This window comes from Streptomyces sp. NPDC000404 (assembly GCF_040300365.1).
Taxonomy (GTDB): Bacteria; Actinomycetota; Actinomycetes; order Streptomycetales; family Streptomycetaceae; genus Streptomyces; species Streptomyces ramulosus.
The window spans coordinates 225,839-249,098 of record NZ_JBEPDN010000007.1 but is presented as its reverse complement, the minus strand read 5'-3'; the positions used below and the strand labels follow the sequence as shown (position 1 = coordinate 249,098).

The following is a 23,260-nucleotide window of genomic DNA, read 5'->3' as shown; positions in this document are numbered from 1 at the left end:
CCCCGGCGAGTAGCCTCGCGGCCATGCGAGCGATCACCATTCCCGAACCCGGTGGCCCCGACGCCCTTGTCTGGGCCGAGGTGCCCGATCCGCAGCCCGCCGAGGGCGAGGTCCTGATCGACGTCGCGGCGAGCGCCGTCAACCGCGCGGATCTGCTGCAACGCCAGGGCTTCTACGACCCGCCGCCCGGCTCCTCGCCGTACCCGGGGCTGGAGTGCGCGGGCCGGATCGCGGCCCTCGGGCCGGGGGTGCACGGCTGGGCGGTCGGCGACGAGGTGTGTGCCCTGCTGGCCGGTGGCGGTTACGCGGAGAAGGTGGCGGTCCCGGCCGGTCAGGTGCTGCCGCTGCCGGACGGCATCGACCTGGTGACCGCTGCCGCGCTGCCCGAGGTCGTCTGCACCGTCTGGTCCAACGTCTTCATGATCGCCCACCTGCGCCCCGGCGAGACGCTGCTGGTGCACGGCGGATCCAGCGGCATCGGCACCATGGCGATCCAACTCGCCAAGGCGGTCGGCGCCCGTGTCGCGGTCACCGCGGGCAGCGCCGAAAAGCTGGCGCGCTGTGCGGAGCTGGGTGCCGATGTGCTCATCGACTACCACCAGCAGGACTTCGTGGCGGAGGTGCGCGAGGCCACCGGCGGCAAGGGCGCCGATGTCATCCTCGACATCGTCGGCGCGAAGTATCTGGAGCGGAATGTGAAGGCGCTGGCCGTCAATGGCCGTCTCGCCATCATCGGGATGCAGGGCGGGGTGAAGGCGGAGCTGAACATCGGCGCCCTGCTGGCCAAGCGCGCCGCGATCACCGCAGCCGGACTGCGCGCCCGCCCGCTGCAGGAGAAGGCCGCGATCGTGGCGGCGGTACGCGAACACGTCTGGCCGCTGATCGGCAACGGCCAGGTCCGCCCGGTCGTCGACTGCACCCTTCCGATGGCGGACGCCGCCGAGGCCCACCGCGTGGTCGACGCGAGCAGCCATGTCGGCAAGGTCGTCCTGACGGTCTGAGCGAAGGCGACGCCGACGGCGATACGGCGACGTCGGCAGGGATACGGAGACGCCGGCAACAGCGCCGCTACGCAGACGGGCGGCGGCGCGGCCGGTTCCGTGGCCCGGCGCCCGTGCCGGACCTTGGCGCCCCGTGCCCCTCGCGCCAAGGCTCCGGCCTCGGCGCGAGGGGCACCGCGCGCCCTCCGCGCCCGGAACGCGGGCCCCGTCCCGCCCCCATCTGACCAGCACCCGCGTGCCGGATCGCCGCCTCCCGGCCCGGCGCCCGCTCCCGCCCCTCCCCCATCCGGACCGCCCGAGATGCCGGAATTGTGGAGCCGTGTGACGGTGAGTAGGTCACACGGCGGCTCGGCACGGGAGGGGCACATCCGTGGCTCGAATCCCTACGCGTATCCCCGGCGGCCTGCTGGTGGTCACGGTGGTACTGCCCTTCTCCCTGGCGCTGGGCACGGTGACGGCCCATGCAGCCGCGCCCCTGGGGCAGGGAGCGCCGCGCACGGCACGGGCTCTCGCGCCCGAGACGCCGGAGGTCCGGGATCCCCGGCTCGCCGAGCGTCGGCACCGTTGGGGCGAGGGGACCGGCCCGTTCGGCCTCGATGTCTTCGGAGCTGCCGGAGCCGGGGACCTGGCGTCGGTGGGCGACCTGGCGCCGGGCTTCGCCGATCTCCCCGGCGGGGACGCGCTCCCCGACGGACAGCCGCGCCCGCACCACCCCGCCGAGGGCGCGCCCGGCCCGCCGCGGCCGCACGCCTCCCCGCACAAACCGCACCGCCCGGCCGCCCCCACACCGCCCGCACCGCCAGCACCGCCCACGCCGCCCGCACCGGGCTCCGCCGCCCCGCGCCTGCCGGCCCCGCCCGCCTCCCCCACGGCCGCCCCGCACCGCGCCCCGGACGACCGCCCGGCCAAGGCCGCCGCCCCGCCCCACGAGGCCGGTCCGTCGCACCACCACCCGGCACGCCACCGCCCCGTCGCCCCACCGCACCGCCCGAAGCGGGTGCCCGCCGCCGTACCGCATGCGGTCCCGGCGGAGGAGACGCCCACGCCGGGGCCCCGCACGGTCCGGGATACCGACGATCAGCAGGCGCCGGAAGCCCAGGCCGAACCACCGGCCGACGGCACCTCGTACCCCTTCGCCGGGACGGGCTCCCACGCCGAGCGGGTGCTCCCGATGGGGGCAGGAATGGCGCTCACCGGCCTGGGGCTGGCCTTTCTCGCGCTCCGGCTGCGGCGCGGCTGACCCGGCAGCCGGAGACCGCACACCGTTTCACGTGAAACAGCGGCGACGGCCCGTCTCCGGCCACCGGTCCGGCCCGGCGATCCACCGGCTCCCCGACCGGCCGGCCCGCGCCCACCGCCGCTCCCGCAGCCCCGGGCCCACCGCCCCGGCCGGCCGTTGCCGCGTGGTGGGGTCACCGCCTCCGGCGTACCCGTGTACGAGAGAATGGCGGTATGGATATGCCGATGAACGAACGGTCGCAGGAGAACCAGCACGTCCTGGTAGTCGGCCCGGACGGCATGGCGCTGGGCAGCGCCGCCGCCGGAGGCGGCGAGGGTGACGGGGAGTCCCGGGAGACACCGGTGACGGACATGGTCGAGCAGCCCGCCAAGGTCATGCGGATCGGCAGCATGATCAAGCAGCTGCTGGAAGAGGTGAAGGCCGCACCGCTCGACGAGGCGAGCCGGGTCCGCCTCAAGGAGATCCACGCCAGCTCGGTGAAGGAGCTGGAGGACGGGCTCGCGCCCGAGCTGGTAGAGGAGCTGGAGCGGCTGTCCCTGCCGTTCACCGACGAGTCCGTGCCCACCGAATCGGAACTCCGTATCGCGCAGGCCCAGCTGGTCGGCTGGCTGGAGGGGCTGTTCCACGGCATCCAGACCGCGCTGTTCGCCCAGCAGATGGCCGCCCGCGCCCAGCTGGAGACGATGCGGCGCGCGCTGCCGCCCGGCGCCGCCCCCGCCGAGGAGAGCGATCAGCCCGGCCACGGCGGCGCCCGCTCCGGTCCCTACCTCTGAGCGGCGACGCGGTTCGCCGAGGAACCACGAAGGGCCGGGCACACACTCCGTGTGCCCGGCCCTCGGCGTCCGTACGGCCGGCGGATCAGTCGCTGTGGCCCGTCGAGACCGTGAGCTCCAGCGGCTGATCGCTGTCCGGGTCCCAGGAGCTGAAGCCGCTCGGCGACTGCTTGGTGACGGTGTTCTTCCCCCAGAGCACGTCGTTCTGCTCCTTGACGGTGTACTTCCAGCCCGCCGCGTCCATGCACTCCTTCACCGATTCCAGGTTCTTGAACAGGAAGGAGGGGACGTAGATCTTCTGCTTCTCGCCGTAGGGGTGCGAGGGGTTGGTGCACAGGGTGGACTGGACCGTCGCGGACTTGTCCTCGGGCCGGGTGCTGACCGTCGACGTCGGCTCGGGGTCGGAGTACGTCGAGGTCGATTCCAGCCTGGCGGACTTCATGCTGTCATCGCTGCTGCCGCCGCCGCCGGCGTTCAGGCCGATGCCGATCGCGATGGCGGTCACCACCACCACGCCCACGATCGTCGCGACGACCACCACCGGGGTGTTGCTCTTGCGGGGCCGCGGTCCGCCGTTCGCCGGCGGCATCGTCGGCGTCACCGGCGGCGGCGTGAACGGTGCCGGGCTCGGCGCCGGCGTCGGGTACCCGCCCGCATTGAACGGCGCGGGGCCGGGTGCCGGGGTCGGGAAGGCGTTGTTCACCGGCGGCGGCGTCGACGGGCCGTATCCGGGCGTCGGCATCGGCTGGTACGGCTGCTGCACGTTCGGCGCGGGGGCGGGCGGGGCGCCGTTCGCCGTCGGGAAGACCGCCGAGGAGACGGACGAGCCGCTGGTGCGCGCCCGCGGGCCCTCGCTGATGATCAGCGGCGAACCACCGGACTGCGCGGAACCGGCGATCCGCAGGCACTCGTCCTGCATCGCCTCGGCCGTCGGGAACCGCTCGTTGGGGTTCTTCTTGAGCGCCCGGGCGACCAGCGCGTCCACCGCCGGGGGGACCGACTGGTTGATGCTCGACGGGAGCGGCGGCTCCTCCTGCACATGCGCGTACGCGATGGCGAGCGGGGAGTCCGCGTCGAACGGCAGCTGCCCGGTGAGCAGCTCGAAGAGCATGATGCCGACGGAGTAGAGGTCGGAGCGGGCGTCCACGCCGCGGCCCAGCGCCTGCTCCGGCGAGAGGTACTGCGGGGTGCCGACGACCATGCCGGTCTGTGTCATCGATGTCACACCGGACTGCATGGCGCGGGCGATGCCGAAGTCCATGACCTTGACGACGTTGCGCTTGGTCAGCATGACGTTGCCCGGCTTGATGTCCCGGTGGACCAGGCCCATCTCGTGGCTGGTCTCCAGCGCGGCGAGCACATCGGCGGTGATCTTCAGCGCCTTCTGCGTCGGCATCGCGCCGTGCTGGGCTATGTCGCCGTCCAGCTCCGAACGGAGCGGCTGACCGGAGACGTACTCCATGACGATGTACGGCACCATCGCGCCGTCCAGCTCGTCCTCACCGGAGTCGAAGACCGAGACGATATTGGTGTGCGTCAGCTTGGCGACGGACTGCGCCTCGCGCCGGAAACGCTCGCGAAATGCCTGCTCACGGCCGAGTTCGCTGTGCAGGGTCTTGATGGCGACCTCGCGGTCGAGGACGCTGTCGTAGGCGAGGTGGACGGCGGCCATGCCGCCCTCGCCAAGAAGATCACGAAGCTGGTAGCGTCCCCCGCCGACCGAACGGCCTTCGTATGGGCCCTGAGCGCCGTCCTGGCTCATCGTTCCGCTTCCCCCTCGGCGCAGCGCCCACACGTGTGGCGATCAAATCCGGTGATTGCGCAGCCAAGTCTGCCCCAGGGCAGTGACACGTCAAGCTGTGTGCCCGTTCCGTGACAGTTGCGCCCGATGCCACAGGGGCGGCCGGATGCGGTCCGTCGATGGTCAACTTGCGACGCGGGGCGGCCGGAAGGTTTGATGGCCGGTCCGCTCGGACCGGCGGGCGTTCCCGAGCCTGTAGCGTGCTCCGGAGGGGCGGTTGCGATCAGCGCGTCCGTCCCGGCGAGGACCGAGACCTTACCGCTCAGGCGGATCGATTTCGACGGCGAGGACCGATGGCACCGACGCAGGGCCCCCAGGGCCCGTCCGACCCTGACGCCACCGGCTCCCACACCTCCGACGCACCGGAGATGTGGGGCAACGGCGGACTGGTCGGCGACGGCCGCTACCGCCTCACCCGCCGCCTCGGCCGCGGCGGCATGGCGGAGGTGTTCGCCGCCGAGGACGTACGGCTGGGCCGCACGGTGGCGGTGAAGCTGCTCCGCGCCGACCTCGCCGAGGACCCGGTGTCCAAGGCGCGCTTCACCCGCGAGGCACAGTCCGTCGCCGGGCTGAACCACCACGCGGTCGTCGCCGTGTACGACTCCGGCGAGGACTTCGTCGGCGGCAACACCGTGCCGTACATCGTGATGGAGCTGGTCGAGGGCCGCACCATCCGTGACCTGCTGCTCAACGCCGACGCACCGCCGGCGGACCAGGCGCTGATCATCGTCTCGGGGGTGCTGGAGGCGCTGGCCTACAGCCATCAGCACGGCATCGTGCACCGCGACATCAAGCCCGCGAACGTGATCATTACCAACAGCGGCGCCGTCAAGGTCATGGACTTCGGCATCGCCCGCGCGCTGCACGGCGCCCAGTCGACGATGACCCAGACCGGCATGGTCATGGGCACCCCGCAGTACCTCTCCCCGGAGCAGGCGCTCGGCAAGACCGTCGACACCCGCTCCGACCTCTACGCCACCGGCTGTCTGCTCTACGAACTGCTGGCGCTGCGGCCGCCGTTCACCGGTGAGACCCCGCTGTCGGTGGTCTACCAGCACGTCCAGGACATGCCGGTGCCGCCGTCGCAGGTCGCCGACGTGCCGCCGGAGCTGGACGGCCTGGTCATGCGCTCCCTGGCCAAGGACCCGGACGACCGGTTCCAGACCGCCGAGGAGATGCGCGGGCTGGTCCAGTACTCGTTGCAGATGCTGCACGAGCAGGGCGGCCACACCGGCACCTGGAACACCGGCCCGGTCGCCGCGCACGAGGGCGGCGCCTCCGCGATGGGCGTCGCCGCGACCACCGCGATGCCGCACGCGGACGCCGGGCAGACCGCGGCCAACCCGATCCTGCCGCCCGGTATGCACGCCGACGACGGGGCGTTCGAGGGCGGCCACCGGCCCGCACGGCGCAGCCGCGGCAAGATCCTGCTGATCGCCGCGCTCGCCGTGATCGCCATCGCGGTGGGCGTGGCCTTCGCGGTGCGCAACAGCGACAACGGCGGCGGATCCGCGCCCGGGCCCACCAAGTCGCCCACCTCCTCGTCCTCCACCAAGGACGAGCAGACCGACGAGCCCAGCGACGAGCCGACGGACGAGACCACCGAGCCCGGTGGCATCGGCGGCTACACCCCGCCGGCCGAGAACACCGCGCCGCCGTCCCAGGCGCCCACCACGCCGCAGTACCCGACGACCCCGACCCAGGCCCCGACGACGGCGCCGCCGACCTCGACGAACGGCGGTGCGAGCAACGGCGGCGCCGCCAACGGCGGTACGGACACGGGCGGTACGGACGCCGGTGGCACCGACGCCGGCGGCACGGACACGGGCGGTACGGACGCCGGTGGCACCGACGCCGGCGCCACCGACGCGGGCGGCACGGACGCGGGCACCGCGGCAGGCACCACTCCCTGACCGCGCCGGAGGCCCGCGCCTCCCCGCACGGCTCACGGCCCCGGACGGCGACCGCCCGTCCGGGGCCGTCGTTCATCCCGTGAACGCGTCCCGGACCGCCTGGTACTCGCGGGTCCACCACACCGCCAGCGCGGACGCGGCGGGGAACTGCGGATCGGTGCGCCGGTCGCCGAGGCGGTAACGCCAGGTCAGCATCCAGAAGTCGTTCAGCCGCTCCCACCACACCCGGTGGACGGCGGCGGCCAGCTCGCCGGCGTCCGCGCCGCGCGCACCGCGGTAGGCGCCCGCGTACGCCGCCACCTTCGCCAGGTCCAGCGTCCCGCACGGCCGGACGAAGAAGATCGCGGCGGCGCGGACCGCCTCCTCGGCGCGCGGCTGGACGCCCAGCCGGTCCCAGTCGACGATCGCGGCGGGCGCGGTCCCCCGGTAGAGGACGTTGAGCGGGTGGAAGTCGCCGTGCACCCAGCCGACGGCCGCGGCGCCGGGGTCGGCGGGGCGGCGGTGGGCGTGGCGTTCCAGGAGCGCCCGGCGCTCGCGCAGCCGGTGCTCGGCCAGCTCGTCGAAGCTGGTGCGCGGGCGGGTGACCCGGGCCAGCGCCAGCAGCTCGTCGATGACGTCGAAGGTCTGCGCGGGCTCGGCGCTGGGCTGGGCGTGCGGGGCGGGGCCCGGGCGCCGCTGGGCCGGCATGACCCGCTCCAGCGCGGTGTGGACGAGGCCGAGCAGCGCGCCGAGGCGGCGGGACTGGGCGAGGGTGAGCGCGGTGCCGCCGAGGTGTTCGCCGTCGACCCAGGGGTGCAGGGCGTAGCAGCGGCCGTCGAGCACGGTGACGGTGCGGCCGTCGGCGCGGGCGAGGGGCGGGGCGAGCGGCAGTCCGAGCGCGGCGAGCCGGAGGGTGGCGCGGTGCTGGCGGGAGATGGAGCCGCGGTCCCCGTCGAGGTGGTGCTTGAGGAAGTATCTGCCGTCCGTGGTGACCAGCGTGTATCCGCGGTTGAGCAGGCCCTCGGCGACGGGCTCGCAGGAGAGCGGCTCCCCGGCGTCGGCGTAGTGGGCGAGTAAGGAGCCGAGCGTGCGGCCGTCGGGGGCGGCCGCCGTTCGGACTACAGATGAGCGCAGCACGCGCCAGATGTTAGATCACTGGCCAGGGGCCCAGGGGACGGTTCTGAAATCCGGTACATCGGTCAGGTGGTGCAAGGCGATGAATTCCGGCTCAATCCGCAGGAAAACCGGGTCGAACGGAACACCGTCCGCCAGCCGTGGTGTACGGCCGAAACGCTGCCGTTCGGCGTCGGTCGGCTCGGTGAGCCGCGCCGTTCCGGTCAGATGCACCGACCAGGCGTCCTCGGCCCCGCTGTGGAGGGTGTCCGCCTCGTACGCGACGACCGCGCCGTCCAGGGCGCGGTGGTATCCGTAGCCGCTGTGCAGGCGCACGATCAGCCGGTCGTCGGAGACCAGATGCCGGGAGATCGCGGTGAAGGGCAGCGCGCGCAGGCTCGACGACACCCGCCCGTAGGGGGTGCGGTCGAGCAGTTCCGTGGCGCGGGGGTCGTCGCAGGGCATGACTCCCAGCCTGCCGCCGCGCGCGCCGCCGCCGACAGGGGCAGCGGCCCTCACCTGGCCGGGACGTTGGTCCCGCCGCTCCCGCGCGACGCGGGCGGTCAGCGGCGCTCGGCCTGGCGCCGGGCGACATAGGCGGCGGCCTGGGAGCGGCGCTCCATGCCGAGCTTGGACAGCAGGCTGGAGACGTAGTTCTTGATGGTCTTCTCGGCGAGGTGGAGGCGTTCGCCGATGGCGCGGTTGGTCAGGCCCTCGCCGATGAGGTCGAGGATCCGGCGCTCCTGGTCGGTGAGGGAGGCCAGCTTGTCGTCGCCCCTGGCGCCGCCGCCCCGCAGCCGCTCCAGGACCTGCGCGGTGGCCACCGGGTCGAGCAGGGACTTGCCGGCGGCGACGTCGCGTACGGCGGCGAGGAGTTCGTTGCCCCGGATGGCCTTGAGGACATAACCGGCCGCACCGGCCATGATCGCATCGAAAAGGGCCTCGTCGTCCGCGAACGACGTCAGCATCAGACAGTTGATCCCGTCGTTCTGCGAGCGGATCTCGCGGCAGACCTCGACGCCGCTGCCGTCCGGTAGCCGGACATCGAGCACCGCGACGTCCGGGCGGGTGGCCGGGATCCTGACCAGGGCGTCTGCGGCGGTGCCGGCCTCGCCGATGACCTCGATGTCCGGTTCACCCGCCAGCATTTCGTGGACGCCGCGCCGCACCACTTCATGATCATCGAGCAGGAATACCCTGATTTTTCCATCCGCGTGCACGGCTCCAGTCTCACACACCGACTCTTCCCGTGCTCCAGGTCACCGATATAACGTGCCGGTGTCCCGGCGGCCTGCAACGCTGTGACCAGGAGTTGTTCCCAGCTTTCGCGATTTACTTGGAAATCCAAGCAAAATCGCAGGTCAGGGCCGTTTCCGCTTAGGCTTTGACAATGGGTAACGTGCGATGAGCAGGCCACCTTCCGGGACGCTTTGTTCCACCCGGATCCGGCCGCGTTCGCACCCACCCCGTGCGCCGTATCGGATACCGGGTGAGCCGCAATACGGCCACCGGCGGACCCCGGGGGCCGGACAGACGGAGGAGCAGCACGTGACCGTGGAAGGCACTGCCCAGCGGAAAACCACCCGCAGCGGCAGCAAGCGCACCACCGCCAAAAAGGCGTCACCGGCCAGGAACAAGGCCACGCGCCCGGCGGAGCAGGACGAGCTCGTACAACTGCTGACCCCTGAGGGAAAGCGGGTCGAGCACCCGGATTACGCGATCGACCTGTCGCCCGAGGAACTGCGCGGTCTCTACCGCGACATGGTGCTGACGCGGAAATTCGACGCCGAGGCCACCACGCTGCAGCGCCAGGGCGAACTGGGCCTGTGGGCCTCGCTGCTCGGCCAGGAGGCGGCCCAGATCGGCTCCGGGCGGGCCCTGCGTGACGACGACTACGTCTTCCCGACCTACCGCGAGCACGGCGTCGCCTGGTGCCGCGGGGTCGACCCGACGAATCTGCTCGGCATGTTCCGCGGCGTGAATCACGGCGGCTGGGACCCGAACAGCAACAACTTCCACCTCTACACCATCGTCATCGGTTCGCAGACGCTGCACGCGACCGGATATGCGATGGGCGTGCAGAAGGACGGCGCGGATTCCGCGGTGCTCGCCTATTTCGGTGACGGCGCCTCCAGCCAGGGAGATGTCGCCGAGTCGTTCACCTTCTCCGCGGTCTACAACGCCCCGGTGGTCTTCTTCTGCCAGAACAATCAGTGGGCGATTTCCGAGCCGACGGAGCGGCAGACCCGTGTGCCGCTCTACCAGCGCGCCCGCGGTTACGGATTCCCCGGCGTCCGCGTCGACGGCAACGACGTGCTGGCCTGTCTGGCCGTGACCCGGGCGGCGCTGGAGCGCGCCCGCACCGGCCAGGGCCCGATGCTGGTCGAGGCGTTCACCTACCGGATGGGCGCCCACACCACCTCCGACGACCCGACGAAGTACCGCGCCGACGAGGAGACCCGCGCCTGGGAGGCGAAGGACCCGATCCTGCGGCTGCGCCGGTACCTGGAGGCCGAGGGGCTGGTGGACGACGCCTACCTCGCCGCCGTCGAGGAGGAGAGCGAGGCGCTGGGCAAGCGGGTGCGGGACGCCGTCCGGGCGATGCCCGACCCCGACACGATGGCGATCTTCGAGAACGTCTATGCGGACGGGCATGCGCTCGTCGACGAGGAGCGCGCGCAGTTCGCCGCGTACCAGGCGTCGTTCGCCGACGCCGATGCCGCCGCGGAGGAGAACTGACCATGGCCGTCCACGAGAAGATCACCATCGCCAAGGCGATCAACGCCTCGCTGCGCGCCTCCATGGAGGCGGACCCCAAGGTCGTCGTGATGGGTGAGGACGTCGGCAAGCTCGGCGGCGTCTTCCGCGTCACCGACGGCCTCCAGAAGGACTTCGGCGAGGACCGGGTGATCGACACCCCGCTCGCCGAGTCCGGCATCATCGGCACCGCGATCGGCCTGGCCCTGCGCGGCTACCGCCCGGTCGCCGAGATCCAGTTCGACGGCTTCGTCTTCCCCGCCTACGACCAGATCGTCACCCAGCTCGCGAAGATGCACGCCCGCGCGCTCGGCAAGGTCAAGGTGCCCGTCGTCATCCGCATTCCGTACGCGGGCGGCATCGGCGCGGTCGAGCACCACTCGGAGTCACCTGAGGCGCTGTTCGCGCACGTCGCGGGCCTGAAGTGCGTGACGCCTTCGAACGCCTCGGACGCCTACTGGATGCTCCAGCAGGCCATCGCCGGGGACGACCCGGTCATCTACTTCGAGCCCAAGCGCCGCTACCACGACAAGTCGCGCCTGGACACCGAGGCGATCCCGGACCCGCTGCACTCCGCCCGGATCGCCCGCAGCGGCACGGACCTCACGCTCGCCGCGTACGGCCCGATGGTGAAGGTCTGCCAGGACGTCGCCAACGTCGCGGCGGAGGAGGGCAAGTCGATCGAGGTCGTCGACCTGCGGTCGCTCTCCCCCATCGACTTCGACACCGTCCAGGCGTCGGTCGAGCGGACCCGCCGGCTGGTCCTGGTGCACGAGGCGCCGGTCTTCCTCGGCATGGGCGCCGAGATCGCCGCCCGGATCACCGAGCGCTGCTTCTACCACCTGGAGGCCCCGGTGCTGCGGGTCGGCGGCTTCCACGCGCCGTACCCGCCGTCCCGGCTGGAGGACGAGTACCTGCCGGGTCTGGACCGGGTGCTCGACGCCGTCGACCGCGCGCTGGCGTACTGAGGGGGAGAGGAGAGCCGTGACCATGACTGCAACCACCGCCTCGGCGCAGCGTTTCCGCGAGTTCAAGATGCCCGACGTGGGCGAGGGCCTCACCGAGGCCGAGATCCTCAAGTGGTACGTCCGGCCCGGTGACACCGTCACCGACGGCCAGGTCGTCTGCGAGGTCGAGACCGCGAAGGCCGCCGTCGAACTGCCCATCCCCTACGACGGGGTGGTGCACACGCTCAACTTCGACGAGGGCACCACCGTCGATGTCGGCACCGTCATCATCTCCGTCGACACCGACCCGGGCGCCGGTCCCGCGCCGTCGGCCGAGACCGCGCCGGCCGCCGAGCCGGAGCCCGCCGAGGCCGAGGAGCCGCAGGGCCGCCAGGCGGTGCTCGTCGGCTACGGCGCCGCACCGTCGTCGACGAAGCGGCGGCCGCGCAAGGCGCCGCCGCAGCCCGCGGCGCAGCCGGCGACCGCGGGGCTCCAGGCGGAGCTGAACGGACGGACTGCGGTGCCCGCACCGGCCCCGCCCGCACCGGCCGCGCCCGCCGTGCCTGCTCCGGCAGCTCCCGGCGCGCCCCGGCCGCTGGCCAAGCCGCCGGTCCGCAAGCTCGCCAAGGACCTCGGCATCGACCTGGCCACGGTGGTGCCGACCGGCCCCGACGGGGTCGTCACCCGCGAGGACGTGCACGCCGCCGCGGCCGCCGCGGCGCCTGTTTCACGTGAAACGTCGACGGTGTCCGCCGCACTGCCGGAGGCGGTCGCCGTGCCGTCGGCCGGGGAGACCCGGATCCCGGTCAAGGGCGTCCGCAAGGCCACCGCGCAGGCGATGGTCGCCTCCGCCTTCACCGCGCCGCACGTCACGGAGTTCATCACCGTCGATGTGACGCGCACGATGAAGCTGGTCCAGGAGCTGAAGCAGGACCCGGACATGGCGGGGGTGCGGATCAACCCGCTGCTCTTCGTCGCCAAGGCGTTCCTGGTCGCCCTCAAGCGGCACCCGGAGGTCAATGCGTCCTGGGACGAGGCGAACCAGGAGATCGTGCTGAAGCACGAGGTGAACCTCGGGATCGCCGCGGCCACCCCGCGCGGGCTGATCGTGCCGAACATCAAGGACGCGGGCGCCAAGACGCTGCCGCAGCTCGCCGAGGCGCTGGGCGAGCTGGTGGCGACCGCCCGCGAGGGCAAGACCTCCCCGGCGGCCATGTCCGGCGGGACGGTCACCATCACCAACGTTGGCGTCTTCGGCGTCGACACCGGTACGCCGATCCTCAACCCGGGGGAGTCGGCGATCCTCGCCTTCGGCGCGATCAAGCTCCAGCCGTGGGTTCACAAGGGCAAGGTCAAGCCCCGTCAGGTCACCACGCTGGCGCTCTCGTTCGACCACCGGCTGATCGACGGTGAGCTGGGCTCGAAGCTCCTCGCCGACATCGCGGGTGTCCTGGAGAAGCCGAAGCGGCTGATCACCTGGGGCTGACCCGGTAGCGCACGGAGAACGGCCGGCCCCCGCATCCGCGGTGGCCGGCCGTTGTGTCCGCGGTGCCGTGACGCGTCGGTCGTCCGGCGGCGTCCGTCAGCTGCGGATGAGGTCGACGACGTTCCGGAGGTGGGCGACCGGGCCGGTCGGCGCGGAGGTGTCCGCGTGCGAGGCGTTGCGGACCACCGTGGTGCCCGCCCAGACGGCGGCGGCGATCAGCACCACCACGGCGGTGGTCCGGGCACGGCGGCCGGTGTTCGTCCTGGTCTGCATGGCTTCTCCCCCTCGGGTGCCGGAACCTTCCCGGCGTCGTTGCCTCCATTCACCCATGGATTTCGGGCCCGCCCGTACGCGTCAGGTAGGGATTCGGCTACAACTTAAGAGGGATCCCGTGCCGCACCTGCGGAGGATCGACGGCGTACATACATCCCGGCGCGCGGGCCCCGCCGTACCCGGTCCGGAAAGGACTTGCCGCAGGCCAGAGCGGTGTTTAGCTTCGGTGCCATGAGCAGCAGCGACTTGATCATCCGGCGCTACCGGGACAGCGACGAGGACGTGGTCGTCGACCTGTGGTCCCGCGCCACCCGCCAGGCACACCCCTTTCTCCCCGGCGAGGGCGGCGGCGAGCGCGCCCGGATGCTCCGGGAGGTGTACCTCGTCCAGGCGGACAACTGGGTCGCCGAGCGGGACGGCGCCGTCGTCGGACTGCTGGGGCTCATGGGCGCCGAGGTCGGCGGGCTGTTCGTCGACCCCGAGGCGCAGGGCCGCGGCACCGGCCGGGCGCTGATCGAGCACGCCGCGACGCTGCACGGCGCGCTGACCCTGGAGGTCTACGAGCGCAACGACCGCGCCCGCCGCTTCTACGACCACCTCGGCTTCACCGAGCGTTCCCGCCGGTCCGAGGAGGAGACGGGCGAGACCCTGATCGCCCTGGACCGCGTCGCGCCGCTGCGGTCGGTGTCCTGGCTGCATGTGCGGGAGGGGCGGCTGCTCAGCGTGCGCACGCGCGGCAACGACACCTTCTACCTGCCCGGCGGCAAGTACGAGGACGGCGAGACCGCTCCGGAGGCGCTGTCGCGGGAGCTGGCGGAGGAGCTGGGCCTGACGGTTTCGGCAGCGGAGCTGACCGAGGCGTTCGTCATTCATGACGTGGCCCACGGGCAGGGCGGCCGCCGGCTGCACATGACCTGTTTCACCGGCGGCCCGCAGGACATCGCGCCGCGCCCCGGCCGGGAGATCGCCGAGTACGCCTGGTTCGACCGCGCGCAGGCGCGGGAGCGCTGCGCCCCGGCCCACGGTCAGGTCGTCGACCGGCTGGTGGCACAGGGGCTGATGGCGGGCTGACCCGGCGGGCCCGGCCCGGTCCACGGACCGGCGCCGGGCCCGAAGCGCGTCTCTGACCTGCACTTTCGGGCACCACACCGCGGACCGTTCCTGTCCGCATCCTGGAAGCGCCGACACACGCATACCTGTTGTATCTATCCTGTGTGCATGCCATCTGCCTCCGCACCCGCCGCTCCCGGCCGGCAGTCCGCCGGGACCCCGCACACCAAGCAGCCACCCGCCGCCGAGCGCGTCTACACCCATGTGAAGGACGCCGTGCTCCAGCGCCGCTACGAGGGCGGCATGCTGCTCACCGAGGGCGAGCTGGCCGAGGCGGTCGGGGTCTCGCGGACGCCGGTGCGCGAGGCGCTGCTCCGGCTGGAGGTCGAGGGGCTGATCAAGCTCTACCCGAAGAAGGGCGCGCTGGTGCTGCCGGTCTCCGCGCAGGAGATCGCCGATGTCGTCGAGACCCGGCTGCTGGTGGAGCAGTACGCCGCGTCCCGCGCCGTGCCGGCGTCCGAGGCGCTCCTCGATGAGCTGGCCAAGCATCTGCGGACCATGCGCGAGCGGTCCGCGGCCGGCGATCTGGCGGCGGTCTCCGTCGCCGACCGCTGCTTCCACGCGGCCCTGGTGCGCAACACCGGCAACCAGATCCTCAACCGCCTCTACGAGCAGCTGCGCGACCGTCAGCTGCGCATGGGCGTCGCGGTGATGCACGCCCATCCGGACCGCATCGCCAAGAACGTGACCGAGCACGCCGAGATCCTCGAAGCGCTGCGCACCGGTGACGCCGAGGCGGCCACCGCCGCCGTGCACCGCCACGTCAGCTGGGTCCGCAACCTCGCGCAGGGAGACGTCCGATGAGCGGCGATTCCGGCACCACCACGGCACGGTCCCTGCCCGGCGACCCACCCGGCGGCGCCCGTGCCGTGGCCGTCTGGGGCATCGGCGTCGCCGTCTACTTCGTCGCCGTCACCTACCGCACCAGCCTGGGCGTCGCCGGTCTGGACGCCGCCGACCGCTTCCACATCAACGCCTCGGCGCTGTCGACCTTCTCGATCCTCCAACTGCTGGTCTACGCGGGCATGCAGATACCCGTCGGCCTGCTCGTGGACCGGCTCGGCACCAAGAAGGTGCTGGCCATCGGCGTCGTCCTCTACACCGTCGGCCAGTTCGGCTTCGCGTTCTCCGAGTCGTACGCCATGGCGCTCGGCTCGCGGGCGCTGCTCGGCTGCGGGGACGCGATGACCTTCATCAGCGTGCTGCGGCTGGGGTCGCGCTGGTTCCCCGCCCGGCGCGGGCCGCTGGTCGCGCAGATCGCCGCGCTCGTCGGCATGGCGGGCAACCTCATCTCCACGCTGCTCCTCGCCCGGCTGCTGCACTCCATGGGCTGGACGGTGACCTTCGCCGGGAGCGCGGCCGGCGGTGTGGTCGTCCTCGTCCTGCTGCTGCTCTTCCTCAAGGACCACCCCGAGGGCTTCGCCCCGGAACCCGCGCCCGCCCCCCACACCGGCGCCGCCTTCGTCCGCCGGCAGATCGCGGACGCCTGGCGCGAGCCGGGCACCCGGCTGGGCATGTGGATCCACTTCACCACGCAGTTCCCCGCGATGTTCTTCCTGCTGCTGTGGGGGCTGCCGTTCCTCGTCGAGGCACAGGGCCTGTCCCGGGCCACCGCGGGCACCCTGCTGACCCTGATCGTCCTCTCCAACATGGCGGTCGGCCTGGTCTACGGCCAGATCATCGCCCGGCACCACGCGGCCCGGCTGCCGCTCGCCCTGGGCACCGTCGGCATCACCGCCGCGCTGTGGGCCATCACCCTCTTCTGGCCCGGCACACATGCCCCGATGGCGCTGCTGATCGTGCTCTGTGTGGTGCTCGGCGCCTGCGGCCCGGCCTCGATGATCGGCTTCGACTTCGCCCGCCCGGCCAACCCGCCCGAGCGTCAGGGCACCGCCTCCGGCATCGTCAACATGGGCGGCTTCATGGCCTCGATGTCGACGCTGCTCGCCGTCGGCGTGCTGCTGGACGCGACCGGCGACGACTACCGCATCGCGTTCTCCTCGGTCTTCGTGCTGGAGGCGCTCGGTGTCTCGCAGATCCTGCGGCTGCGCCGCCGTGCGGTGCGCCGTGAGCGGGAGCGGCAGGCCGTCAGCCGCATCGAGGCGGTCCACGTGCCCGCCTGACGGCCGGTACGCCGCCGGTCCGGGGCCTGTTCCCCGGCGGATTCTCAACGTCCCTACGGACAAGGCGGGTTGAGCGCACCCGGTGTTTCACGTGAAACGCGCGCCGCGTTTCACGTGAAACACCGCGGCGGCGGCCGCGCCGACCGGCTACGGCGTGATGGCGAACCGATCCAGGATCGCCGCGGCCAGCTTCTGGTCACCGTCGATCTTGACCTGGTCCGCCACCGCCTGCGGACGGGTCCGGCCGCAGGCCAGCCGGGCGAAGACGTCCCAGTCCAGCGCGAAGGTCACGGTCGGTCCGAGCGAGACACTGCCGTCGACGGTGCCACGGCCCTCGGCGTCCACCCGGACCGTCCGCATGAACTCCACCGGCCCGGTGACATCGAAGACCACCGCCGAACCGGCGGGCGCCTGCGCCCTCTTGGCGACGACGGCGGGCAGCGCCTTCACCAGGATGTCCCGGGTGACCTGCGCGCCGGGGGAGTCGAGATTGCCCGGTGCGCCCAGCGCCCGCCGCAGGTCCTGCTCGTGCACCCAGACGTCGAACGCCCGCAGCTGGAGCGCGAAGTCCAGCGTGCGGTCCTCGTCGAACGGGGTGCGCACCAGCGCGTCCGGCTGCCGGGTCTCGTTGCGCAGCTGCCGCGAGCGCCGGATGACGGTGTACTCCAGTTCGGAGACCATCTCCAGGGCGGTGTGGTGACGGCGGACGTCGACCTGCACCTCCATGCGCCGGGCCGACTCGCTCTGCACGTGGTAGAGATCGCGCGGCAGCGAGTGGATCGGCCGCGGGTCGCCGAGCATCTCGCACTCCAGGCCGATGATGTGCGAGACCACATCGCGGACCGACCATCCCGGCAGGTCCGTCGCCCTGCTCCACTCACCCTCGGCGAGCGGTGTCACCAGCTCGGTTATCGCTTCTATGGAGTGAGTCCAGGCATCGATGGAGGATTGAAGGCTGGGATGGACGGTCACGTGACCCCTCGGACGATTCGTACGCGGGCTGCTGTCTGGCAGTTAAGTTACGCTGCGCACGGGCACCCCGGCAGTGCTTTCGGGTGACCATCGTAGGCACTTTTCCGGCGGCAGCCAGGTCTTCCGGCACCTGCGGTGGTACTGTGCCCCGCCCTCGTCGCCACCCGTGCCGCACAGGGCCGTCAGCCGTCCTCCCGCTCCCGCTCCGCCATGCGGATCACGCACACCGCCACCCCGATCAGCAGCGTCGGGTCGGCGTCCTCGCGGACGACCTTCAGGCCGTAGGTGTCGCGCACCGTGAGCCAGCGCCGGGAGATCTCGGCGAGCAGCTCACCCTCGTACTCGACGGCGAACTCGCGGTCCAGGATCTTGCCGCTGACGTCCAGCTCGGTGCCGTCGACCAACTCCACGCGGTAGTGGTTGCGCAGCAGCGACAGCCGCTTGCGGCGGATGGTGGCGAGCGGCCGGTCGTCCCGCTCGATGGTCATCGCATCGCGCAGGCTGAGCACCTTCTTGCGCAGGGTGATCAGCACCCGGCCGTCGGTGTCCTTCAGCTCGAACGTCTCCCGCAGCCGCAGCGCCTTGCCGTCGACGAGGAAAGCGTGGCGGCCGTGTTCGTCGTCGATCCAGTAGTCGTCGCCGATCCCGAAGATGCGGTCGCGGACGAGGTAGGTGCGAAAGGACGGGGCGTGGCCCCCGGGGAATGGCTGCATTGCTGACGTGTTCCCCGCCGCCCCGGCGGAATGCGTGGTCAGGTGGGTGACGTTGAATGGTGGCATGGCTTCACGTGCGCGCGTCAGGGCCCCCGAGCTGATCGGCAAGGGCGGCTGGCTGAACACTGGCGACAAGGATCTGACCCTCGCCGATCTGCGGGGACGCATCGTCGTCCTCGACTTCTGGACCTTCTGCTGTGTGAACTGTCTGCACGTCCTCGACGAGCTGCGGGAGCTGGAGGAACGCCACCGCGACACCGTCGTGATCGTCGGCGTGCACTCCCCCAAGTTCGTGCACGAGGCCGAGCATCAGGCGGTCGTCGACGCCGTCGAGCGGTACGGCGTCGAGCACCCGGTCCTGGACGATCCGGAGCTGGCCACCTGGAAGCAGTACGCGGTCCGCGCCTGGCCGACCCTCGTCGTCATCGACCCCGAGGGGTACGTCGTCGCCCAGCACGCCGGTGAGGGCCACGCCCATGCGCTGGCGACGCTGGTCGAGGAGCTGATCGCGGAGCACACCGCCAAGGGCACGCTGCGCCGCGGCGACGGCCCATACGTCCCGCCGGAGCCGGTCGCCACCGATCTGCGCTTCCCCGGCAAGGCGGTGGCGCTGCCGTCCGGGAACCTCCTCGTCTCGGACACCACCCGCCATCAGCTGGTGGAGCTGGCGCCCGACGGCGAGCGGGTGATCCGCCGGATCGGCAGCGGTGAGCGCGGCTTCGGGCCCGGCACCTTCAACGAACCGCAGGGCCTGGCGCTGCTGCCCGACGGCACGGTCGCCGTCGCCGACACCGTCAACCACGCCCTGCGCGTCTTCGACCCGGAGACCGGCACGGTCGAGACGGTCGCCGGCACCGGCCGCCAGTGGTGGCAGGGCTCGCCGGTCGCCGGCCCCGCGCGCGAGATCGACCTCTCCTCGCCGTGGGACCTCGCCTGGTGGCAGGAGCGCCTCTGGATCGCGATGGCCGGCGTCCATCAGCTGTGGACGTACGACCCGGCCACCGGCACCGTCGAGGCCGTCGCGGGCACCACCAACGAGGGGCTGGTCGACGGGCCCGCCGCCGAGGCGTGGTTCGCGCAGCCGTCCGGGCTCGCGGCCGGCGGCGACCGGCTGTGGATCGCCGACTCGGAGACCAGCGCGGTGCGCTGGGTGGAGCGCACGGACGACGGCTACGCGGTGCGGACGGCCGTCGGCACCGGACTCTTCGACTTCGGACACCGCGACGGGGCGGCGGAGCAGGCGCTGCTCCAGCATCCGCTGGGCGTCACCGCGCTGCCGGACGGTTCGGTCGCCGTCGCCGACACGTACAACCACGCGCTGCGCCGCTTCGACCCGGAGAGCGGTGAGGTGACGACGCTCGCGACGGATCTGCGGGAGCCGTCCGGCGCGGTGCTCGTCGGCGGCGACATCGTGGTGGTGGAGTCGGCGCGGCACCGGCTGACCCGGCTGCGGCTGCCCGAGGAGGCGGTGCGGGTCGCGGCGGTCGCGCACCGTACGCAGCGCGCGGCGACGGAGGTGGCGCCCGGCGCGCTCCGCCTCGACGTCGTCTTCCAGGCGCCGGCCGGGCAGAAGCTGGACACCCGCTACGGTCCGTCGACCCGGCTGCTGGTCAGCGCCACCCCGCCGGAGCTGCTGGCCGACGGCGCGGGCGCGGGCACCGAGCTGACCCGGGAGCTGACGCTCGCGGACGGCGTCACCGAGGGCGTGCTGCACGTCTCGGCGATGGCCGCGTCCTGCGACGACGACCCGGCGATCGAGTACCCGGCCTGCCATGTGCACCAGCAGGACTGGGGCGTTCCGGTGCGGATCACCGACGGCGGGCAGGCCCGGCTGGGCCTGGTGCTCGCGGGGCTCGACGCGGAGGGCTGACGGCGGGCCGGTGACCGGCGGCGCACCGCCGTCCGGTCACCGGCCGCGGCTCACCGGGAGACGCCCGCCTTGATCCGCGCCTCGGGGAGGCTGGAGTACCAGTGGCCGACCTTCGCCTGCTGGGTGGCGTACCGCGGCTGGTACTGCGAGAAGGAGAGGTACGCCCCGCCGCCCCGCTTCACGCCGCGGCTGTCCGTGAGGCTGACCGTCAGCTTGTTGAGGGGCTTGGTGCCCTTCGTGGCGGGCTTGGTGGTGGGGATCAGCGCGTAGGCGTCGGAGCGCGCCTGGACGGTGACCTGACGGCCGATGAAGTCGTCGGCAGGGTTGCCCTCCAGGAAGCCCAGCGGGGTCGTGGAGTCGTTCAGGAACACCTGCGGGGCGCCGTGCAGGATGCAGGGGCGGCCGAGCGGGTTGTGGTAGGTGACGACCAGCACCGACGGGTTGGTCTCGGAGACCGCCTTGAGCTTGGTGGGGCCCGCCACGCACTGGGTGGGGCGGGCGCGATGGGCCGCCGCGCCCGCGCCCGCAGCGCCCGCCCCCGCGCCGATGAAGCGGTGCTTCTTGTTCTTCTTCTTGTCCTTGTGGACCGAGGAGGAGGACGAGGAGTGCTTCCGCGACTTCGAGGACTTGGAGTGGCTGCAGCCCGTCAGCGCGAGCGTGCCGCAGAGCGCTGCGGCCAGCGCCGCGGTGGCGACGGAACGGCGTCGGGAGCGACGTGCGGTCATGAGTGGTTCCCCCAGTGGTTCGCTGCGGACAGCGAGCTGTATGTCATGGCACCGCCACACTATCGATTCGGGCCCACCGCGCCAGAGGCTTGCGGAACGCCGCCGGATCAGTGGTGGCACACCGGCAGATCGGCGTTCTGGAGCTGTTCCGGACGGATGCGGATGCCCGGCATCCACGCCTGACCGCCGTCGTGGTCGACGCGCAGCCAGATGCTGCTGTGCCCGCCGGCCTCGTCGGTGACGGAGACGCCGTCGGCGATCCGGCAGCGGGCGTGCAGGGTGTCGTCGTGCCAGACGTGGCCGGCGACGTTGGGGCGGCGGTAGAACTCGTACGGGTCGCGGGCCAGCCCCAGCGCGCAGTTCGGACCGCGGTCGCCGCGGCAGCCGCGTTCCACGTTGAACACATTGACGGTGACGCCTGCGCCGGACGCGGATTCCGCTCCGCCGCTACCCGCCGCCGTGCCGGAGGCGTCCGCCGTGCCGGAGTCCTTGGCGGAGTCCCGGCCGCTGCCGGTGAGCGCGAGCACGGTCAGCGCGGTGGCGACGGCGACGGCGGCGCCGAGCCCGATGAGCAGGGAGCGGGACCAGCCCTGACGGCCGACGGCCGGCGCGGGGTGTGCGGCCGCTGCGGCCACGGGGACGGGCGGGGCCGCCCGGGGGCCGGGGACGGCGACGGTGCCGGGCGGATGCGGGGTGACGGCGGGTGCGGTCTCGCCGGGCGCGGGCCCGGTGGCCGTGTGCGCGTTGGGGACGCCGTCCGCCCCGGGCGCCGGGAAAGGCCCCGGGGCCTCGGCCACGGCGGCGCCCTCGTCCCCGTCGGGCCCCGCCGTGCCGGCCGACGACTCCTGCGCCGCGCAGGCCGCGTGCAGCAGGGTGACGAGGGCGGGCAGCCGGTCCTCCCCGGTGAGGGAGAGCCTGCACCACTCCACCAGCAGCCGTTCGTCCGGCAGGCTCTGGCCCCGCAGATACCGGGAGAGCGAGGAGCGGCTGGCCGGCAGCCGCGACTCCATCTCCTTGAGGCTGTAGCCCAGTTCGCCGTGCATGCGCCGCAGGGCCGTGACGAAGTCCCGTACGGGGCCGGTGAGTTCGGCGGGCAGCGGCGCGAGCGGCTTGCGGCGGACGTTCGCGGCGCGGTTCTGGTGGCCAGGCACGCTCTGCATTCCAGCACAGCGGCCCGGCGCAGGCGAGGGGCACTCCCGCTCCCCTGTGACGGAAGTGCCCCTCGTGACCTGCCGCGGCCCGCGACCCGACCGGACCGCTCAGTTCGGCTCAGTCGCCGAAGGCCACCGGGCGGTAGGGCTTGAACTCCTGGTCGCCGCCGGGCAGCCCGTACGTCAGGCTGCGGTGGTCGGTGCCGTGGCCGCCGCGCTGCTCGTAGGCGGTGTACGAGCTGTGCGCGTCGTCGTTCCACTTCTCGAAGATCACGACATGCCGGGTGTTGCTGTCGCCGTCCGCGTCGATCAGCAGGTCACCGGGGGTCAGTTCGCCGAGGGAGATCGGGCGGGTCAGCGAGCGGTCGTTCGCCAGCCCGACGGTGTTGGTGCCCGGCGTCGGCAGGCCGAGGGTCATCGACACATAGCCCGAGCAGTCCTGCCGGTAGCCGTCCTTCCAGTACGAGGTCTGGCTGTACGGGACCTGCGCGCCGTCGTTCGCGGTGAGCCAGGTCGCCGCGCGCCGCAGCATCTCCTCGCGGGAGGCGCTCGGCTCCTGCGGCGCCGGGCCGTCCTTGACCGGCACGCCCGGCAGCTGGTCCTCGGGTATCGCCACCGCGACGACGCTGAGGAAGCCCTCGACGGGGCCGGTCACATGCGCCATGTACGAGGAGCAGGCGTCGCCCTCGCAGACCTTGCGGCCGGTGTCGACCTGGTAGTCGGCAGTGATCCGGTCCTGTCCGGCGGCGGTCTTGTTGATCATGCCGACGGCGGGGGAACCGGCGTCGGCGGAGGCGTGCACCACCCAGCGGGTGCCCCAGGTCGGGAAGGACGTCTCGGCCGCCTGCTGCGCCTGCGCGGCGGCCGGCCGTGCGGAGACGGTCTGCCCGTGGGCCGCGCCCGCGAACGCGGTGATGCCGAGGCCGGCGGCGGCGAGCGCGGGCAGCACCCGCCGCAGCATCCGCCGTCCGGTCCGCGGGGTGTCCGTCGCTGTGGAGCCGTCCGCCGCCGGGTCCTGGCCGGTGCCCGCGAGGGTGGTGCCGTACGCCGTGTCCGTGGTGCTCTGGCCGCGCATCGATGTTCCCCTTCTGTGCCGTAGGTTCCGTGTGCGTCGCCGCCGCGGACGTCCGGCCCGTCGGGGCGCGACGCCCGGAATGCGGCGGCACAGCCATCGTCGGGCGCCACGGCGGCAGGACGGGGCCGCGGCCGTCCCACGGGACGTCAGACCGCCGTCCCACCCCGGTGAGCTGCATCGATGCGCGTCGCGGCGGGGTGGAACGGGACGTGGGGCGCGGTGTGCGGGACATGACGGG

At 72.5% G+C, this 23,260-nt stretch carries 21 protein-coding genes; 11 read left to right on the top strand and 10 right to left on the bottom strand.

What is annotated here, in order from left to right; translation table 11 throughout:
• Positions 1-23 precede the first annotated feature (23 nt).
• From ABT345_RS15630 to ABT345_RS15620, 3 genes are all read left to right on the top strand, one after another.
• A complete protein-coding gene (locus ABT345_RS15630; RefSeq protein ID WP_345089134.1) occupies positions 24-1,001 on the top strand; it encodes an NAD(P)H-quinone oxidoreductase in 978 nt (325 codons plus the stop codon).
• A 370-nt stretch (positions 1,002-1,371) separates the two neighbouring features.
• Complete coding sequence (locus tag ABT345_RS15625; RefSeq protein WP_345089131.1) at positions 1,372-2,241, top strand: hypothetical protein; 870 nt, start codon at positions 1,372-1,374, stop codon at positions 2,239-2,241.
• Positions 2,242-2,453: 212 nt separating this feature from the next.
• Positions 2,454-3,014, top strand: a complete 561-nt coding sequence (locus ABT345_RS15620; RefSeq protein WP_345089128.1) for a bacterial proteasome activator family protein — start codon at positions 2,454-2,456, stop codon at positions 3,012-3,014.
• Positions 3,015-3,099: 85 nt separating this feature from the next.
• Here the strand turns inward: ABT345_RS15620 and ABT345_RS15615 are convergent, their stop codons facing one another.
• Complete coding sequence (locus tag ABT345_RS15615) at positions 3,100-4,776, bottom strand: protein kinase domain-containing protein (RefSeq protein WP_345089125.1); 1,677 nt, start codon at positions 4,774-4,776, stop codon at positions 3,100-3,102.
• 332 nt (positions 4,777-5,108) lie between these two features.
• Between ABT345_RS15615 and ABT345_RS15610 the strand changes: the two genes are divergently transcribed.
• Complete coding sequence (locus ABT345_RS15610; protein WP_345089122.1) at positions 5,109-6,728, top strand: protein kinase domain-containing protein; 1,620 nt, start codon at positions 5,109-5,111, stop codon at positions 6,726-6,728.
• A 72-nt stretch (positions 6,729-6,800) separates the two neighbouring features.
• Here ABT345_RS15610 and ABT345_RS15605 read toward each other — a convergent pair whose 3' ends face one another.
• The 3 genes from ABT345_RS15605 to ABT345_RS15595 all read right to left on the bottom strand — a co-directional run bounded on the left by ABT345_RS15605 (position 6,801) and on the right by ABT345_RS15595 (position 9,040).
• Complete coding sequence (locus tag ABT345_RS15605; protein WP_345089119.1) at positions 6,801-7,844, bottom strand: phosphotransferase; 1,044 nt, start codon at positions 7,842-7,844, stop codon at positions 6,801-6,803.
• 15 nt (positions 7,845-7,859) lie between these two features.
• Positions 7,860-8,285, bottom strand: coding sequence for a pyridoxamine 5'-phosphate oxidase family protein (locus ABT345_RS15600; RefSeq protein ID WP_345089116.1), 426 nt, complete (start codon positions 8,283-8,285; stop codon positions 7,860-7,862).
• 98 nt (positions 8,286-8,383) lie between these two features.
• Positions 8,384-9,040: a response regulator gene (locus tag ABT345_RS15595; protein ID WP_345089113.1), complete on the bottom strand. Its 657-nt coding sequence runs from the start codon at positions 9,038-9,040 to the stop codon at positions 8,384-8,386.
• A gap of 328 nt (positions 9,041-9,368) precedes the next feature.
• On the opposite strand from ABT345_RS15595, the gene pdhA reads away from it, so the two are divergent.
• The 3 genes from pdhA to ABT345_RS15580 are packed head-to-tail and all read left to right on the top strand — an operon-like array spanning position 9,369 to position 13,010.
• Positions 9,369-10,559, top strand: coding sequence for a pyruvate dehydrogenase (acetyl-transferring) E1 component subunit alpha (gene pdhA / locus ABT345_RS15590; RefSeq protein WP_345089109.1), 1,191 nt, complete (start codon positions 9,369-9,371; stop codon positions 10,557-10,559).
• Positions 10,560-10,561: 2 nt separating this feature from the next.
• Entirely contained in the window at positions 10,562-11,545 is a 984-nt protein-coding gene (locus ABT345_RS15585) for an alpha-ketoacid dehydrogenase subunit beta (protein ID WP_345089106.1), read from the top strand.
• Between the two features lie 22 nt (positions 11,546-11,567).
• Entirely contained in the window at positions 11,568-13,010 is a 1,443-nt protein-coding gene (locus tag ABT345_RS15580) for a dihydrolipoamide acetyltransferase family protein (RefSeq protein ID WP_345089104.1), read from the top strand.
• Positions 13,011-13,106: 96 nt separating this feature from the next.
• Here ABT345_RS15580 and ABT345_RS15575 read toward each other — a convergent pair whose 3' ends face one another.
• Positions 13,107-13,283 carry a hypothetical protein gene (locus ABT345_RS15575; protein ID WP_345089102.1) on the bottom strand — a complete coding sequence of 59 codons (177 nt, stop codon included), beginning with the start codon at positions 13,281-13,283 and terminating at the stop codon, positions 13,107-13,109.
• Positions 13,284-13,514: 231 nt separating this feature from the next.
• Between ABT345_RS15575 and ABT345_RS15570 the strand changes: the two genes are divergently transcribed.
• The 3 genes from ABT345_RS15570 to ABT345_RS15560 all read left to right on the top strand — a co-directional run bounded on the left by ABT345_RS15570 (position 13,515) and on the right by ABT345_RS15560 (position 16,516).
• The gene (locus tag ABT345_RS15570) at positions 13,515-14,354 is read left to right on the top strand and encodes a GNAT family N-acetyltransferase (RefSeq protein WP_345089099.1); all 840 of its coding nucleotides are present in this window, start codon (positions 13,515-13,517) and stop codon (positions 14,352-14,354) included.
• A 147-nt stretch (positions 14,355-14,501) separates the two neighbouring features.
• Entirely contained in the window at positions 14,502-15,197 is a 696-nt protein-coding gene (locus ABT345_RS15565) for a GntR family transcriptional regulator (protein WP_345089096.1), read from the top strand.
• Complete coding sequence (locus ABT345_RS15560) at positions 15,194-16,516, top strand: MFS transporter (RefSeq protein ID WP_345089093.1); 1,323 nt, start codon at positions 15,194-15,196, stop codon at positions 16,514-16,516. Before ABT345_RS15565 ends, ABT345_RS15560 begins: the two co-directional genes overlap by 4 nt.
• Positions 16,517-16,663: 147 nt before the next feature.
• Here the strand turns inward: ABT345_RS15560 and ABT345_RS15555 are convergent, their stop codons facing one another.
• Entirely contained in the window at positions 16,664-17,488 is an 825-nt protein-coding gene (locus ABT345_RS15555; RefSeq protein WP_345089090.1) for a maleylpyruvate isomerase family mycothiol-dependent enzyme, read from the bottom strand.
• A 182-nt stretch (positions 17,489-17,670) separates the two neighbouring features.
• Positions 17,671-18,201: an LURP-one-related/scramblase family protein gene (locus ABT345_RS15550; RefSeq protein ID WP_345089087.1), complete on the bottom strand. Its 531-nt coding sequence runs from the start codon at positions 18,199-18,201 to the stop codon at positions 17,671-17,673.
• Between the two features lie 64 nt (positions 18,202-18,265).
• Between ABT345_RS15550 and ABT345_RS15545 the strand changes: the two genes are divergently transcribed.
• The gene (locus ABT345_RS15545) at positions 18,266-20,071 is read left to right on the top strand and encodes an NHL domain-containing thioredoxin family protein (RefSeq protein ID WP_345089084.1); all 1,806 of its coding nucleotides are present in this window, start codon (positions 18,266-18,268) and stop codon (positions 20,069-20,071) included.
• A 50-nt stretch (positions 20,072-20,121) separates the two neighbouring features.
• On the opposite strand, the gene ABT345_RS15540 is transcribed toward ABT345_RS15545, so the two are convergent.
• The 3 genes from ABT345_RS15540 to ABT345_RS15530 form a co-directional block, all read right to left on the bottom strand.
• On the bottom strand, positions 20,122-20,796 hold the full coding sequence (locus ABT345_RS15540) for a hypothetical protein (RefSeq protein WP_345089082.1): 675 nt from the start codon (positions 20,794-20,796) through the stop codon (positions 20,122-20,124).
• A gap of 107 nt (positions 20,797-20,903) precedes the next feature.
• On the bottom strand, positions 20,904-21,956 hold the full coding sequence (locus ABT345_RS15535) for a helix-turn-helix domain-containing protein (protein WP_345089079.1): 1,053 nt from the start codon (positions 21,954-21,956) through the stop codon (positions 20,904-20,906).
• A gap of 109 nt (positions 21,957-22,065) precedes the next feature.
• Entirely contained in the window at positions 22,066-23,022 is a 957-nt protein-coding gene (locus ABT345_RS15530; protein WP_345089076.1) for an NlpC/P60 family protein, read from the bottom strand.
• Between the last annotated feature and the right edge of the window lie 238 nt (positions 23,023-23,260).